This window comes from Rhodoferax potami (assembly GCF_032193765.1).
GTDB lineage: Bacteria > Pseudomonadota > Gammaproteobacteria > Burkholderiales > Burkholderiaceae_C > Allorhodoferax > Allorhodoferax potami.
Window position 1 is genome coordinate 1,005,580 of the sequence record NZ_JAVBIJ010000001.1, and the last position, 15,410, is coordinate 1,020,989.

Here is a 15,410-nt window from a genome sequence, read left to right on the forward strand (position 1 = left end):
CCGATTGTGCACAAGGGGAGCCACTGGGCGGACAATAGCGCCCCATGAGTGATACCCATCCTGAAGAGCTACTGCGTGAAGTAGCGGCATTGCCGTCTTTGCCCGGCGTCTATCGTTATTTCGATGCCGATGGCCAAGTCTTGTATGTCGGCAAAGCCATCAGCTTAAAGAAGCGGGTGAGCAGCTATTTTCAGAAGAACCATGGCGGCACCCGTATCGGGCACATGGTCAGCAAGATTGTGCGTATGGAGACCACGGTGGTCCGCTCTGAAGCGGAAGCGCTGCTGCTGGAAAACAACCTCATCAAAACCCTGAACCCTAAGTACAACATTCTGTTCAGGGATGACAAGAGCTACCCCTATTTGAAGATGACGGGTACGCCTCCCGTGCCCAAAAAAATGGCTCCAGCCGAGCCCCCGGTGGCAGCACGGGCCCCGCAACCGGTGGAATTTGCGCGGGTCTCGTATTACCGGGGCGCGGTCGAGAAAAAGCACCGTTATTTTGGCCCGTACCCCAGCGCGTGGGCGGTCAAAGAGGCCATTCTGTTGATGCAAAAGGTGTTCCGCTTGCGCACCTGTGAAGACTCGATATTCGCCAACCGCACCCGCCCATGTTTGCTGTACCAGATCAAGCGCTGCTCAGGACCGTGTGTCGGCCATATTCAGCCGCTGGACTATGCGCAGGATGTGGCAAATGCCGAGCGCTTTCTGAAGGGGGAGGCGCAAGACGTCATGCGGGGGCTGGAGACCCGCATGATGGCGCACTCGGACAAGCTGGAGTTTGAGAAAGCCGCCGAGTTGCGCAATCAAGTCGCTGCGCTCTCCAATGTTTTGCACCAGCAATCGGTGGACAACGTGTCGGACCGGGATGTGGACATATTGGCCGTCAAGGTGCAGGGCGGCAAAGCCTGTGTGAACCTAGCGATGGTGCGGGGCGGGCGCCATTTGGGCGACCGGCCTTATTTCCCGGTGCATGTGGAAGATGCCTCGGTCATGGATGTGACGGACGAGGGGGCGAGCGCGCCGCCCGTCGAAGTGCAAGTGTTGGAGGCCTTTATCGCTCAGCACTACTTGCAAGTACCCATGCCCTCGGTGCTCGTGGTGAGTGAGCCGGTGAGCAAAGCGCTCATGCAGGCACTGGCAGAGCAAACCGGCGTCAAGGCTGCGGCAGTGCACCAACCCCGGGAGCAGCGCCGGGCTTGGTTGGAAATGGCCCAAACCAATGCAGCGCTTCAATTGGCGCGCTTGTTATCTGAAGAGGGCTCGCAGCAGGCGCGCACTCGCGCCTTGGCGGATGCTTTGGATCTCGCCATGGACAACCTGGATGATCTGCGGATCGAATGTTTCGATATTTCACACACGGCAGGGGAGGCTACACAGGCTTCGTGCGTGGTGTTTCAGCAGCACAAGATGCAGAACGCTGAGTACCGGCGATTCAACATCGATGGCATCACCGGTGGCGATGATTACGCAGCGATGCGTCAGGTGCTCACCCGGCGTTACAGCAAGATCGCCGAGGCTGTGCGTGAAGCCAAGCACAGCGGAACCACCTTGGCTAGTAATGCGCGGTTGCCGGACCTCGTGCTGGTGGACGGCGGCAAGGGGCAAGTGTCCATGGCGAGGGAGGTCTTCGAGAGCCTGGGCCTGGATTTGTCGCTGATCGTCGGTGTCGAAAAAGGCGAGGGCCGCAAAGTAGGTCTTGAGGAATTGGTGTTTGCCGACGGCCGAGACAAGGTGTACCTCGGTGCTGACTCGGCTGCCCTGATGTTGGTCGCTCAAATCCGCGACGAAGCCCACCGCTTCGCCATTACGGGAATGCGGGCAGCCCGCGCCAAGGTGCGAACGGGTGGCAGCAAGCTGGAGGAAATACCCGGCATTGGCCCCAAGCGGCGGGCCCGCTTGTTGCAGCGTTTCGGTGGGGTTCGGGGCGTGGAGCAGGCCAGTGCGCAAGACATTGCATCGGTCGAAGGTATCTCGCGTGAATTGGCGGAGGAAATCTACCGGGCGCTGCATTAAGCCGTGCCACAATCCTGACATGTTTACCACCATCCCCACCATCATGACTTGGGCGCGGATCTTCGCGATTCCCCTCATTGTGGGCGTGTTCTACCTGCCCGGTAGCATGGCCAGCGATTACGAAAAAAACCTGGCCGCAACAGTAATGTTTGTGCTGTTCGCTTTGACCGATTGGCTTGATGGCTACCTGGCTCGCAAGCTTAATCAAACCTCTTCATTCGGAGCCTTTCTGGATCCGGTAGCCGACAAGTTTTTAGTGTGTGCATGTGTGCTCGTGCTGGTGCACTTGCAGCGTGCGGATGTTTTTGTCGCATTGATCATCATCGGGCGGGAGATCGCGATTTCTGCCCTGCGTGAGTGGATGGCGCAAATCGGAGCAAGCAAGAGCGTGGCTGTCCACATGATCGGCAAACTCAAAACGGTGGTCCAGATGGTGGCGATCCCCTTTCTGCTTTTCAACGGCATGTTATTCGGGGTGATTGATACCCACTTGTGGGGCGTTTGGTTGATGTGGGGTGCGGCCGTCTTGACCGTCTGGTCCATGGTGTACTACTTGCAAAAGGCAATCCCTGAGATTCGGGCCCGTGCTTCGTAATCGCTGCGGATTCGAGTTGCGCATCTTGCTTTCGAGCCGCTGACAAAAGCTCACAATAAAAAACTTGTGCGTTGATGAGAAGGGCCCGGAATTCAGTCTAGAATTCGCCTCCGCGCTGATCGAAATCAGTCGCAGAAAAGCGTGATTCGCGGTGCCCGGTTAAGCTGCGGTGCCCAGAGGCGAATCACCAGAAATTTGAAGAGACATTGTCTAACTCCGTTTCCGATTAAGGGGCCCTTGTGAACAAAACAGAATTGATCGAGCACATTGCCAAGCACGCAGATATTTCGAAGGCTGCTGCTACACGCGCTTTGGAGTCCACCATCGGTGCAGTGAAGACGACCTTGAAAAAAGGCGGTACAGTGTCTCTCGTAGGTTTTGGTACATTTGCAGTTGGCAAGCGCGCTGCGCGCACTGGTCGCAATCCCCGTACCGGCGATGCGATTAAAATCAAGGCAGCAAAAGTTCCAAAATTCCGTCCAGGCAAAGCATTGAAAGATGCCCTGAACTGAAAATCGGTTTTCGGGAGGGTGATTAGCTCAGTTGGTAGAGCGTCTGCCTTACACGCAGAATGTCGGCGGTTCGAGCCCGTCATCACCCACCACCCCTACCCAGCAAAGGCGAACAGTTTGTTCGCCTTTTTTGTTGTTCAAATGGAGAGTTAGCGCATGTTCGATTTTGTTCGCAAGCACACCAAGGTGTTGATGTTCTTGATGTTCTTGCTACTCATTCCCGCCTTTGTGTTGGTGGGGGTTGATGGTTACAAAAGCATGGCAGATCAGGGCGCAACGGTAGCGACCGTTGGCAAAGCAAAGATTACCCAAGAAGAATGGGACTTTGCTCACAAAAACGAAGTCGACAGACTGCGCACCTCCGTACCCAATTTGGATCCCAAGCTCCTGGATTCCCCCCAAGCACGTTACGCGACACTTGAGCGTTTAGTGCGTGACAAGGTGATGGCCGAGGCTGTTCAAGCGTCGCACCTCACCATGAGCAACGCCCGCCTGGCGCGAGAGTTGCAGCAAAACCCGACCATTGCAGGTCTGCGTAAACCCGATGGCACCATGGACATGGAGCGTTACCGGCAATTGGCGGCAAGCCAAGGGCTGACTCCCGAGGGTTTTGAGGCGCGTGTGCGCCGCGATCTCTCGTTGATGCAAGTGGAGTCTGCCATTTCGTCTACTGCTTTTTCACCGAAAGCACTGGCTGACATTGCGCTCAACGCTTTTTTCGAGCGCCGCGAAATTCAAGTAACCCGCTTCGGTCCGGCAGATTTTGTTGCGAAGGTAAATCCTTCAGAGGCCGATATTGAAGCCTACTTTCAGGCGAACACTGCGCAGTTTCAGTCCACTGAAACTGCCAACATTGAATATGTGCTGCTTGATATTGAAGCGCTGAAGAAATCGGTTGTGGTGAGCGACGCTGATTTGAAGTCTTACTTCGATCAAAACGCAAGCCGTTTTAGTGCCCAGGAAGAGCGACGTGCGAGCCACATCTTGATCAATGCGCCGAAGGACATGCCTGCGGCTGAGCGTTCCAAGGCTCAAGAACGCGCAGCTGCGCTGCTCGCCCAAGTTCGCAAAGCACCCGAGACCTTTGCAGAGGTCGCTAAAAAGAATTCGCAAGATGCCGGATCTGCTGTCCGCGGAGGCGATTTGGACTACTTCGGTCGTGGCGCCATGGTGAAGCCTTTTGAAGAAGCAGCTTTCTCCCTGAAAAAGGGTGACATCAGCGATCTGGTGGAGTCTGATTTTGGCTTCCACATCATCAAATTGGCGGATGTCAAGAGCGCTAAACAGCCGTCTTTTGATGAGGTCAAAGCCAGTCTCGAACCAGAACTGCGAGCGCAACTGGCGCAACGGAAATTTGCCGAAGCGGCTGAATCATTTACCAATGGTGTTTACGAGCAATCGGACAGCTTGGCGCCTGTCGCCGATCGTCTGAAGCTCGTAGTGAAGACAGCGAACGGTGTTCAGCGTGCGGTGCAGCCGGGTGCTACTGGCCCCCTCGCCAACAGCCGCTTTTTAGAGGCTATTTTTAGCGCTGACTCGCTGGAGAACAAGCGCAATACGGAAGCCCTTGAACTTGGCGCCAATCAATTGGTATCTGCACGGGTCCTCTCCTACAGCCCTGCGCGTGCCCTGTCGTTGGCAGAAGTCAAGCCTCTGGTGCGGGATCGTTTGATCGCTAGCCGGGCGCTGGAGCAGGCGAAAAAAGAAGGGGCTGAGAAATTAGCCTCGGTGCAAAAAGACCCGTCAAGTGTCAGCTTCGCTGCCGCAGTGACGATGTCGCGTGACGCGAGCCAAGGCTTGCAAGGCGCAATAGTAGACGCTGCTCTGCGTGCCAGCCCTGCCAAGCTCCCGGCATTCGTGGGCGTTGACTTGGGGACACAGGGCTACGCCATTGTGCGAGTTAACAAGGTTCTGCAGCGCACTGCAGTGGAAGAGGCAAAATCCAAGCAGGAACAAGCGCAATACGCCCAATGGGTGGCTGCAGCTGAGAGCGCTGCCTACTATGAAGGCTTGAAGCAGCGTTTCAAAGTGCAGATGAAGGTACCTGCACCTTGAGACCCAAAACCGGCGTGAATTGAAAAAGAGCCGGAAATTCGGGTTATAATTTACTTCTACGGTGGCTGTAGCTCAGTTGGTAGAGTCCAGGATTGTGATTCCTGTTGTCGTGGGTTCGAGCCCCATCAGCCACCCCAGTTAAAAAAACCCGCTAACGCAAGTTAGCGGGTTTTTGTTTTTGTAGGTTTGAAAAGTAGCGGCCGGCGGATTTCAACTATTCACCAGGACCACTTTGCCCATTACTTTGCGTGAACCCATGTGCGCGTAAGCGGCTTTGGCTTCGCCCATCGGCAGTGTGCGGTCAATCACTGGCTTGATTTTTCCCTGCATGTACCAGCCGGCAAGTTCTTGCATCATTTTGGCGTTGGCACCCGGCTCTTTCTTGGCAAAGTCGCCCCAGAAGACGCCTACGATAGAAGCGCCTTTCAGGAGTGCCAAGTTGAAGGGAAGCGCCGGAATGGGACCAGCGGCAAAGCCTACGACCAAGTAGCGGCCGCGCCATGCGATGGAGCGGAATGCCGGTTCCGCAAGATCCCCACCCACAGGGTCGTAGATCACATCTGGTCCGCGTCCTTGCGTCAGTGCCTTCAGGGCATCGCGCAGGTTCTCGGTGCTGTAGTTGATCGTGGCATCGGCGCCGATACGGGTACAAAGTTCGCATTTTTCTGCGCTCGAGGCCGCGGCAATCACCTTGGCCCCTGCGGCTTTCGCGATCTGGATGGCTGCAGTGCCCACGCCGCCAGCGGCACCCAAAATCAAGACCGTTTCACCTGCCTTCAGTTGCCCACGGTCCAGCAATGCATGGTGTGAGGTGGCATAGGTCATGATGAATGCCGCGGCATCCACCATCGGGAACCCTGCAGGAAGCGGCATACACATGGCAGCGGGTGCGATCGTATGGGTCGCAAAACCGCCAGTACCGCTGAGGCATGCGACTGCTTGGCCAACCTTCAAATGGGTGACGCCTTCACCGACTGCAACCACGACTCCTGCATACTCAGACCCCGGCACGAAGGGCAGTGCGGGCTTCATTTGGTACTTGTTTTGAATAATCAGCAGGTCTGGAAAGTTCAGACTTGCTGCGTGAATCTCCAACTGGACTTCTCCCGCCCGGGGCTCAGGCGTTGGTAGCTCCTTCCAATTCAAGGCGTCAACGCCTGTGGGGTCTTCACATAGCCAGGCATGCATGGTGTTTCTCCAAAGATAATTCCTCAAATCATAGAACCCGTACGCGGAGTGTCTGCGTCCAATTGTCCCGACGGCGACCGGCTGCAGTACTGCCCCCTACAATGCCTCCACACTATTTCTTGCTATGAAAATTCTCATTTCCAACGACGACGGTTATCAAGCCCCCGGTATCGTGGCGCTTTACGAAGCGCTCAAAGATGTTGCTGAAGTGGAGGTCATTGCTCCTGAGCAAAATAACAGCGCTAAATCCAATGCACTGACGCTGCATTCGCCCTTGTATGTGCACCAGGCCGCGAACGGTTTTCGCTACGTGAATGGCACACCTGCAGATTGTGTGCACATCGCGCTTACCGGTTTGCTGGATTACCGCCCAGATTTGGTGGTATCAGGTATCAACAACGGTGCCAATATGGGGGATGACACTATCTACTCGGGCACTGTCGGTGCCGCAATGGAAGGCTTTTTGTTCGGCATTCCAGCGATTGCATTTTCCCAAGTGGAGCGGGACTGGGTTCACTTGCAATCTGCCGCGCAAAAAGCCCGTGAGATGGTGCTTGCAATGCAGCAGCAGCACATGATCACCACTGCGCCTTGGCTGCTCAATGTCAATATTCCCAACTTGCCTTTTGAGATGATCGGCGCCGCCAAGCTGTGTCGCCTGGGTAAGCGACACGCTGCCGAGAAAGTGATCAAGCAGCTGAGCCCCCGCGGAGAAACCATGTTCTGGATCGGTGCCGCGGGTCCGGTGAAGGACGATGCTGATGGCACTGATTTCCATGCCACAGCTCAAGGCCATGTTGCCGTGACTCCGCTCAAAGTCGATCTCACTGACCATGACAATCTGGGCTATTGGGCTCAGTCGATGAACCGTTTGACCTCATCACCCAAGGTATGAAGGAGCGGCCCTCCTTTCCGGCGCGGCTCGACACCACCCTTGCGAAAAACCGGCCGCATCCGTCAGGTACGGTAATGCCATTGGCACCGCGGGGCCAAGCTGGCTCGGTAACAGGCGCTGCTAAAACGGTGGCTCCCAAAAGTGGAGCCTCCGGCGTACCTATTCCCCAGGGTTTGGGGATGGATTCGCTGGCGGTGCGGCAACGTATGGTGCAAAAGCTGGCCGGGCAGGGTGTTACAGACCCCTTGGTTTTGTCTGCCATGGGTTCGATTGAGCGACACCGGTTTGTGGACAGTGGCTTAGTGAACCAGGCCTACGAAGACACCAGCCTGCCCATCGGGCTGGGGCAGACCATTTCCAAGCCGGGAGTGGTGTCTCGCATGATCGAGCTGTTGCGTAATGGAGCGACCGGGCCCATGGGCCGCGTATTGGAAATCGGCACCGGTTGCGGCTACCAGGCCGCAGTGCTGAGCCGTGTGGCCACAGAGGTCTACAGCATTGAGCGCTTGAAGGGTTTGCACGACAAAGCCCGAGACAATTTGAGGCCTTTGCGCTTGCCCAATGTGCATTTACTGTTCGGGGATGGCATGGCGGGTTATCCCAAGGGTGGGCCTTATGCAGGAATTATTTCGGCCGCCGGAGGCGATGCTTTGCCGCAAGCGTGGATTGATCAATTAGCAGTGGGTGGACGCTTGGTCGCTCCCGTGGTGCACGCCGGCGGACAGGCGCTCCTGGTCGTTGACAAAACAGCCCAGGGCCTGCGCCAGAGCATTCTGGAGGCGGTGCATTTTGTACCCCTAAAATCGGGCGTTGCCTGAAGGGAAAAATCAATATGGTTGGTATGCGTAGTTTGTGGTTTGGTGTTGCGGGTGCCGCGGTACTGGTGGTGGCGGGTTGTGGCTCCAAGCCCATTACCCGTGCGCCTGTCGAGGATCGCTCCAGCCAAGCGCCGCAACAAACGGTGAGCACCGACCCGCGCACCCAAGCGGTCAAGCAGCCTCCTGGCTTTGAGAATGCAGGCAAACCGGGCTATTACACCGTCAAGCCCGGCGATACGCTGATTCGTATTGGCTTGGAAAGCGGCCAAAGTCATAAAGACATCGCACGCTGGAACGCGCTGGACAACCCCAACAAAATTGAAGTGGGCCAAGTACTGCGGATCGTGCAGCCGGTAGCGGTTACAGAAGCTGCAGGTACCAAGCCTGTGGCAAGCAGTAGCAGCACTGTGACGGCGCTGCCACCCGCTAGCGGGCAGTCTTCGGCGGCGAGTGCGCCGGCCAGAGCGGCCTCCGCCACCACCGCAGCAGCGAGTGCACCGGCCAAGGCAGCATCTGCTCCTGCCAGTGCGCCTGCGGTTGCGGCAGTTACCCCCGCTGCCGCGAGCGACGATGCAGTCGCTTGGATGTGGCCGGGCAATGGAGCAGTGCTAGCTGGCTTTGATGAAGTCAAAAACAAAGGCTTGGACATCGGCGGGAATGCCGGTGACCCCGTTTTGGCAGCGGGTGAGGGGAAAGTCGTGTACGCCGGCGCCGGATTGCGCGGCTATGGCAACCTGATCATCCTTAAGCACAACAACACCTTCTTGACGGCCTATGCCCATAACCAGACCTTGCTGGTGAAAGAAGACCAGACGGTGAAGAAGGGTCAAAAGATCGCCGAAATGGGCAGCACCGATGCAGATCGCGTCAAGTTGCATTTCGAGGTTCGCCGCCAAGGCAAACCGGTGGATCCGATGAAATACCTCCCCGCTCGTTAGGCCGCTGAGGCTTTTTTCTATCGGGTACACAGCCCGCAGCGAGATCGGCGCGGAGTTGTGGAGGTGATGCGGTCGGACCTGAGACAATTCAGGGATGACTGACGAACACAACAATGACACAGCGGCCACGCCGCAGCTGCCTGATGGCTGGCTGGCAGTGAAATCTCTAGACCTCGAAGCTCAGGGGGTCGCCCACCGGCCTGACGGCAAAGTGGTGTTTATCGAAGGGGCGCTCCCATTTGAAGTGGTGAGTGCTCAGATGCACCGCAGCAAGGCCAGTTTCGAGAAGGGCACTCTGACTGAGATCCACATCGAGTCTTCCCAGCGGGTGCAGCCTGCGTGCCCGCACTTTGGTCTGCATGAAGGCGCCTGCGGCGGCTGCAAGATGCAGCACTTGCACGTAGGGGCCCAAGTGGCCGTGAAGCAACGTGTATTGGAAGACAACCTGCATCACATCGGCAAACTCAAGCCGGACAATGTGGTGCGGCCTATCGAGGGGCCCTCGTGGGGCTACCGCTACCGTGGTCGTTTGTCCGTGCGTTTTGTTCGGAAAAAGGGTGCGGTGCTGATCGGCTTCCATGAGCGCAAGAGCCGCTATGTGGCGGATATGAAGGTCTGCCACGTGCTGGCTCCGAGGGTCAGCGCGATGCTGATACCCTTGCGTCAGCTGATCGAATCCATGGACGCCGTGGAAACCATTCCGCAACTTGAGCTCGCCATGGGCGACATCAGCGACCAACAAGACAATCAGGCTGGCGTTATTGCGTTGGTCCTGCGCCATATGGAGCCGCTGTCGGAGGCTGACAAAGCCCGCCTGCGGGCCTTTGCAGCGACCCAGGCGGGTTTGCAATGGTGGTTGCAGCCCAAGGGCCCTGAAACCATTCACCGCCTTGACGAGTTGCCGGGCCATGAGACCGGAGAGTTGGCCTACAGCCTGCCTGACTTTGGCATCACCATGCCGTTCCGCCCGACCGATTTCACGCAGGTCAACCCCCACATCAACCGGGTGCTGGTCTCAAGGGCGCTGGGTCTTTTGCAGGTGGAGAAGACTGAACGTGTGATTGATTGGTTCTGCGGCTTGGGCAACTTCACCCTGCCACTGGCTACCCAAGCGCGCGAAGTGTTGGGTATTGAAGGGGCTGAAGCCCTAGTGGCCCGTTCGCGTGAAAACCTGGTCTTTAATTCCAAGCGAAAAGCGGCTGCAGCGCCCGCAGAATCTCCGCTCGCAGCTACTGAATTTGTAGCGCGCAACCTGTTTGAAATGACGCCTGAGCTGTTGATTGCGGATGGCTCCGCCGACAAGTGGCTGATAGACCCCCCGCGTGAGGGTGCCTATGCGCTGGTGCAAGCCTTGGCAGCGCTGTGCCAGCAGCCCGAGCTGCGCAAGGGCTGGACACCGCCCAAGCGCATTGTGTATGTGAGCTGCGCGCCTGCCACTTTGGCCCGGGACGCTGGAGTGCTGGTCAATGAGGCCGGTTACACCTGCTCTAAGGCTGGCGTGGTGAACATGTTCCCCCACACGGCGCACGTGGAGAGCATTGCCGTGTTCGAGCGGAACGACTGAGCCCTTGGCGCTAAGCACTAACCTTTGGGTTTGGCCTTGGATTTTGCTTTGGGATCTTCCTCTTCCTCCGTGATCACGGCCTCGGCTGGCTGTGCTGGTGGCGGAGGTGGAGGAGGTTTCAAGCCTTGGGGTGCAACACCTTCGATTTTGTTTTCGCGCATGTAGAGATCCATCTCTTTCCAGCCGTTGAAAATGGCGGATTTGGATGCTTTCTCGTTGAGCGAGTAGCAGTCTTCAATACTGCGCAGCCCGTGCCGGCAGGCGCTGCCGATGGCTTTGGCCTCCGCTTCGCGTTGGGCGATCTTCGGGTCGGCCATTGCTGCCTGAATCGATTGCAGATCGCAACCTGAGAGCAGCAAGGGGAGTAGCAACAGAAGAGGGCGTAGTGTCATAGGGCGGATGAAGTGCTACTGGTGTTATCGGCATTCCGGTGTTGATATTGACAACAAAAAAGGCCCCTCGGGGCCTTTTTTGTTGAGCGCATGCTGCCATCTGCGGCAGCTATCCCGCTTAGTCGCGTTCGCCGCCGAAAATGCCCAACAGAGCAAGCAAGTTCTGGAACACGTTCACGATGTTCAGGTACAGGCTTAGAGTCGCGGTGATGTAGTTGGTTTCGCCGCCGTCCACGATGCGCTTTACGTCGTACAGCATCCAGAAGCTGAAGATGCCGATGGCAGCCATGGACAAGGCCATCATGCCGGCAGTAGAGCCCACGAAAGCGTTTACCAAGCCGCCCACGATCAACACGATAGTGCCTACAAACAACCATTTACCCATACCGCTCAGGTCGCGCTTGATCACGGTGGCCAAGCTGGCCATGGCGAAGAACACACCTGCGGTGCCGGCAAATGCGGTCATGATGAGTTGAGGGCCATTGCTAAAGCCCAGGGTGCGCTGGATCAGGGGAGACATCATCAGCCCCATGAAGAAAGTGAAGCCCAGCAGCACAGGGACGCCAGCAGCAGAATTCTTGGTCTTTTCGATGGCGAAAATGAAGCCGAAGGCGATGGCCATGAACAGCACGAAGCCAAGGATGCCGCTGAAAATAGGGCCCAAGTTCATCGCCACACCGACCCAAGCGCCCACCACGGTGGGAATCATGCTCAGTGAGAGCAGCCAATATGTGTTGCGCAGCACCTTGTTGCGTTGCGCGGTTGATGCGCCATAGCCCAGGCTCTGGCCAAAGGTAGTAGTGCGATCGGTCATGGTGTAACTCCAGTTGTTGACTGCCTGAGTCGCGCACATGCACGGTTACAGCAAGCAGTGCAAACATTCTAGGCCTTCGTGCTGCCACCCCCACGGTTTGTATGCTTATTCTTGTCAATTCGGGTAGGGGTGATCTGAGTGCAAGCGGGGTAAAAGGACTCCGCGTTTGGTTATGCTCAGGGTTTTCACCCTTATCACTTGCACATCCTATGAAAACCAAAGCCGTTCTCGAATTTGCCGACGTCACCGCCATCGCCGCCGCCGCTCAGGCAGAAGCTGCGAAACACAGCTGGGCCGTGAGTATTGCCATCGTGGACGATGGTGGTCATTTGTTGTCATTCCAGCGCCTGGATGGCGCGGCTCCCATCTCTTCTCACATTGCACCCGGAAAAGCGCGCACCGCCGCTTTGGGGCGCCGCGAGAGCAAAGTGTATGAAGACATGATCAACGGCGGCCGCGTGTCCTTTTTGAGCGCGCCCAACCTCGATGCCCTGCTGGAAGGCGGCGTGCCGATCATGAAGGATGGCCAATGTTTGGGCGCGGTGGGTGTGAGCGGCGTGAAGTCGAACGAAGACGCCCAGATCGCCAAAGCCGGTATTGCTGCTATTGGTCTGTAAGTCGACCGATTGCTATTAAAAAGATAGCGGGTAGTGCACGTTCTATGTGCGCTACCCGCTATTTTTATAGTGATGCTGCTATTTGGTCAGAATCAATTTACCTGCCTTCGTGGTTTGCAGGCGGTAGCGCTGGCCGTTGTATTCAATGTCCACACTCTGGCGCTCGCCGAGCAGTGTGCTCGCCTTGACAACCCGGTTGCCAGCGCTATCGACCGGCTTGGAAGCGTTGCGCCGCTCCCCGGACACGAGCGGGCTGGGCATGGGGGCAAGGGTGCCGGGTAGTGTCTGAGGGGATTCCATACGTCAAGTCGATATGCGTTGCGCTCAGCGTGTCGGCTCGGAGATGAACCCGATTTTGCGCAGCCCCGCCTGTTGGGCGGACGCCATGGCTTGTGCCACGAATTCGTAGCGCACAGCTTTGTCCCCGCGGATATGCAATTCCGGTTGCGGATCCTTGCCGGCCTCGGCTTGCAGTACCCCGCTCAGGGCATCGCTGGCAACCAGCGATTGGTTCAGAAAATAAGCGCCTTGCGCGTCCACACTCAGTTGCAGTGTTTCCGGCTTGACTTGTTCAGGCTGGCTCGTGGCGGTTGGTAGCTCTACATTGACAGCGTGTTTCATCACCGGCACGGTAATGATGAAGATGATGAGCAGCACCAACATCACATCGACCAGCGGTGTCATATTGATCTCGTTCATGACCTCGGCGTCGCTGTCTGAGCCAGCGTCTTGCATTCCAAATGACATGGGGGCTCCTTGGGCGGATCAGGCTTTTTTCATGGCGACGACTTTGCTGTCACCGCTTTGGACGTGGGTGACCCGTGCGCCTGTCACAAAGTAGGCGTGCAAATCGTGGGCGAAACGGTTGAGCTTGGTCAGGATGGACTTGTTGCCACGCACCAGCGCGTTGTAGCCCAGCACTGCCGGGATGGCCACAGCCAAGCCCAAGGCGGTCATGATCAACGCCTCGCCGATCGGACCGGCGACCTTGTCGATAGTGGCTTGGCCTGATGCGCCAATGCCCATGAGTGCGTGGTAGATGCCCCAAACGGTTCCAAACAACCCTACGAAAGGTGCCGTCGAGCCGACCGACGCCAACACAGCCAAGCCGCTCTGGAAGCGTGCGGTGCTGTCATCAATGCTGTTGCGCAAGGCGCGGCTGATCCAGTCGCTGATGTCCAGGGCGTCATGCAATTGGGTTTGGGTGTGGCGGTGGTGGGCGGTGGCTTCTTGCCCCGAGCGCGCCAATTGAACAAACGGGTTGTCGACCGGGTTGCCCAGGGTCGTCATGCCCGATTCAAAGTCAGCGCTATGCCAGAAACTTTCGGTGCGGCCTGCGAGCGACTTGAACTTGAAGATGTCGAGGGCCTTGATCAGGATCACGATCCACGATGCCAAGGACATGCCGAGCAGCAAAACTGCTACCGATTTGGTGACCCAGTCGCCTTGGTTCCAGAGGGTGATGAGGCCGAGTTGAGATTCCATAAATAGCTCCGAAGAAAAACGAATTGAATAAAAGAGAAAGCGTGGACTAGCGTGTGAGCTGCCAGTTAAGGGGTACGTCAAACCACATGCCCTGTGCGACACCAGCGCGCTTGCCCGGTGCATAGCGCCATTTCAGAGCGGTCTCTACCGAGGCTTGATCCAAGCGGTCAAATCCGCTGCTTTGCTTGACACTGGCCTGGCTGGGTTGCCCGTCAGCATCGATGAATACCCTCACCACGACGCGGCCTTGCTCACCCAAACGCTTGCTGATTGCGGGGTAGGCAGGCTTGGTGTTGTTCAGGTAATCGGCATCGCTGGAAGGCAATTCGATCTTTGGCGGAGCCGGTGGTGCGGGCGGGGCTGCAGGTGCATTGCTACTGCCAGTGGCATTGCTTTGCGTAGCCGCCGTTGCTGCAGGGGTTGCCGCTGACGGTGCCGGTGTATTGGCAGAGGGTGCAATCGCCAAGGGCGCGGGTTGAGGTGCCACCGTGGGTGTGGGTGCAGGCACTGGAGGTGTCGTTTGTTTGGTGGTGACTGTTTTGGTGGGTGTTTTGGGCTGTGGGGTGGCACGCGGTGCGGGTGGTGGCGATGCGGGGGTGACAAACTCCACCAGGATTTCGGCGGGTACGACCACCTCTACGACGCGCTTGAGCAAGCCACTCTGCACGGCCCACAAAACCGCCACGTGGAAGGCAACCACCGTCAGGACGATGCTGGTGTTACGACTGAAGGCGGGAAGTGCGCCAAAACGTGGAAGTGCAAAAGTAGACATAGGCAGTAAAAATCATCAAGGGCGTTGAGCGTGGCCAGTGGCCTCAGGTGTCGGCCCACATGCGCAGCATGTTGTGGTAGACGCCCGTGAGTGCTGTGGTTTCTTCCGAATCGCCGTGCCGGCGACGCATGGCCAGCAAATTCATGTCGAGCTCGTAGAGCATGCGGCGTTGCTCGTCGCTGCGAACCAGGCTCTCAATCCAGAAAAAGCAGGCGATGCGGTGCCCGCGGGTCACGGGTTTGACCTGGTGCAGGCTGGTGCCGGGGTAGAGCACCGCGTGACCCGCCGGCAGCTTGACGGTCTTTTCGCCGTAGGTGTCGGCGATCGTGAGTTCGCCGCCGTCATAGTCCTCAGGGTCATTGAGGAACACGGTGCACGACACATCCGTTCGCAATCGCTGCCCGTTGCCGGGCATGTAGCGAATGGCGCCATCGATGTGGTTGCCGTAGAAGTTACTGTCACCCCCGTACCGGTTGACACGGGGTGGAAACACTTTTTTAGGCAGTGCCGCAGAAAAGAAGGTGGTGTTGCGGTCCAGACCCCGCAGCACCAGTTCGCGGATGCTGCGGGCAATGTCACCCTCGTGGTCCAGTTGCTCGTTGTTTTTGACCTGCCTGGCCAACTCACCGGTGCCTTTGCGCCCATCCGTCCAAGGAGCCTCCTTCAACAGGTGCTGGGCATGGGCGACCTCGTCAGAGGTCAGCAGATCGGGCAGGTGCAAAAGCATGGCAGTGGTTGGCAGGTAAGGAC

17 protein-coding genes and 2 tRNA genes are annotated in these 15,410 nt (G+C 57.4%); 11 read left to right on the forward strand and 8 right to left on the reverse strand.

The window, feature by feature from the left end; all coding sequences use genetic code 11:
• Positions 1–44: 44 nt before the first annotated feature.
• From uvrC to RAE21_RS04835, 6 genes are all read left to right on the forward strand, one after another.
• Positions 45–2,015, forward strand: coding sequence for an excinuclease ABC subunit UvrC (gene uvrC / locus RAE21_RS04810; RefSeq protein ID WP_313880374.1), 1,971 nt, complete (start codon positions 45–47; stop codon positions 2,013–2,015).
• 19 nt (positions 2,016–2,034) lie between these two features.
• Positions 2,035–2,610: a CDP-diacylglycerol--glycerol-3-phosphate 3-phosphatidyltransferase gene (gene pgsA / locus RAE21_RS04815; RefSeq protein WP_313880375.1), complete on the forward strand. Its 576-nt coding sequence runs from the start codon at positions 2,035–2,037 to the stop codon at positions 2,608–2,610.
• 239 nt (positions 2,611–2,849) lie between these two features.
• Positions 2,850–3,122, forward strand: coding sequence for an HU family DNA-binding protein (locus tag RAE21_RS04820; RefSeq protein WP_142810653.1), 273 nt, complete (start codon positions 2,850–2,852; stop codon positions 3,120–3,122).
• Positions 3,123–3,138: 16 nt separating this feature from the next.
• Positions 3,139–3,214: transfer RNA gene (locus RAE21_RS04825), tRNA-Val, on the forward strand.
• Positions 3,215–3,278: 64 nt separating this feature from the next.
• Positions 3,279–5,177 carry a peptidylprolyl isomerase gene (locus tag RAE21_RS04830; RefSeq protein WP_313880376.1) on the forward strand — a complete coding sequence of 633 codons (1,899 nt, stop codon included), beginning with the start codon at positions 3,279–3,281 and terminating at the stop codon, positions 5,175–5,177.
• Between the two features lie 61 nt (positions 5,178–5,238).
• Positions 5,239–5,314 (forward strand) — tRNA-His (locus tag RAE21_RS04835).
• Between the two features lie 73 nt (positions 5,315–5,387).
• Here the strand turns inward: RAE21_RS04835 and RAE21_RS04840 are convergent.
• Positions 5,388–6,365 (reverse strand): NADPH:quinone oxidoreductase family protein, encoded by a 978-nt coding sequence (locus RAE21_RS04840; protein WP_313880377.1) that lies wholly within the window; start codon positions 6,363–6,365, stop codon positions 5,388–5,390.
• A gap of 124 nt (positions 6,366–6,489) precedes the next feature.
• Here RAE21_RS04840 and surE point away from each other — a divergent pair, with 124 nt between their 5' ends.
• From surE to rlmD, 4 genes are all read left to right on the forward strand, one after another.
• Positions 6,490–7,260, forward strand: coding sequence for a 5'/3'-nucleotidase SurE (gene surE, locus RAE21_RS04845; protein ID WP_313880379.1), 771 nt, complete (start codon positions 6,490–6,492; stop codon positions 7,258–7,260).
• Entirely contained in the window at positions 7,257–8,078 is an 822-nt protein-coding gene (locus RAE21_RS04850) for a protein-L-isoaspartate(D-aspartate) O-methyltransferase (RefSeq protein WP_313880380.1), read from the forward strand. The genes surE and RAE21_RS04850 overlap by 4 nt, the downstream gene beginning before the upstream one ends.
• A 14-nt stretch (positions 8,079–8,092) precedes the next feature.
• Positions 8,093–9,016 (forward strand): peptidoglycan DD-metalloendopeptidase family protein, encoded by a 924-nt coding sequence (locus RAE21_RS04855; RefSeq protein ID WP_313880381.1) that lies wholly within the window; start codon positions 8,093–8,095, stop codon positions 9,014–9,016.
• Between the two features lie 94 nt (positions 9,017–9,110).
• Positions 9,111–10,580: a 23S rRNA (uracil(1939)-C(5))-methyltransferase RlmD gene (gene rlmD, locus RAE21_RS04860; protein ID WP_313880382.1), complete on the forward strand. Its 1,470-nt coding sequence runs from the start codon at positions 9,111–9,113 to the stop codon at positions 10,578–10,580.
• Positions 10,581–10,597: 17 nt separating this feature from the next.
• On the opposite strand, the gene RAE21_RS04865 is transcribed toward rlmD, so the two are convergent.
• Together RAE21_RS04865 and RAE21_RS04870 are read right to left on the reverse strand one after the other, a co-directional pair.
• A complete protein-coding gene (locus RAE21_RS04865) occupies positions 10,598–10,972 on the reverse strand; it encodes a hypothetical protein (RefSeq protein ID WP_313880383.1) in 375 nt (124 codons plus the stop codon).
• A 118-nt stretch (positions 10,973–11,090) separates the two neighbouring features.
• On the reverse strand, positions 11,091–11,786 hold the full coding sequence (locus tag RAE21_RS04870) for a Bax inhibitor-1/YccA family protein (RefSeq protein ID WP_313880384.1): 696 nt from the start codon (positions 11,784–11,786) through the stop codon (positions 11,091–11,093).
• Positions 11,787–11,995: 209 nt separating this feature from the next.
• Here RAE21_RS04870 and RAE21_RS04875 point away from each other — a divergent pair, with 209 nt between their 5' ends.
• Positions 11,996–12,403, forward strand: coding sequence for a GlcG/HbpS family heme-binding protein (locus tag RAE21_RS04875; RefSeq protein WP_313880385.1), 408 nt, complete (start codon positions 11,996–11,998; stop codon positions 12,401–12,403).
• Positions 12,404–12,481: 78 nt separating this feature from the next.
• Here RAE21_RS04875 and hemP read toward each other — a convergent pair whose 3' ends face one another.
• The 5 genes from hemP to RAE21_RS04900 all read right to left on the reverse strand — a co-directional run bounded on the left by hemP (position 12,482) and on the right by RAE21_RS04900 (position 15,387).
• Complete coding sequence (gene hemP / locus RAE21_RS04880) at positions 12,482–12,664, reverse strand: hemin uptake protein HemP (RefSeq protein WP_313880386.1); 183 nt, start codon at positions 12,662–12,664, stop codon at positions 12,482–12,484.
• Between the two features lie 63 nt (positions 12,665–12,727).
• Positions 12,728–13,150: an ExbD/TolR family protein gene (locus RAE21_RS04885; protein WP_313880387.1), complete on the reverse strand. Its 423-nt coding sequence runs from the start codon at positions 13,148–13,150 to the stop codon at positions 12,728–12,730.
• 18 nt (positions 13,151–13,168) lie between these two features.
• Positions 13,169–13,888, reverse strand: a complete 720-nt coding sequence (locus tag RAE21_RS04890; protein WP_313880388.1) for a MotA/TolQ/ExbB proton channel family protein — start codon at positions 13,886–13,888, stop codon at positions 13,169–13,171.
• A gap of 46 nt (positions 13,889–13,934) precedes the next feature.
• On the reverse strand, positions 13,935–14,660 hold the full coding sequence (locus tag RAE21_RS04895) for an energy transducer TonB (protein WP_313880389.1): 726 nt from the start codon (positions 14,658–14,660) through the stop codon (positions 13,935–13,937).
• Between the two features lie 43 nt (positions 14,661–14,703).
• A complete protein-coding gene (locus tag RAE21_RS04900; protein ID WP_313873284.1) occupies positions 14,704–15,387 on the reverse strand; it encodes a Fe2+-dependent dioxygenase in 684 nt (227 codons plus the stop codon).
• Positions 15,388–15,410: the final 23 nt, after the last annotated feature.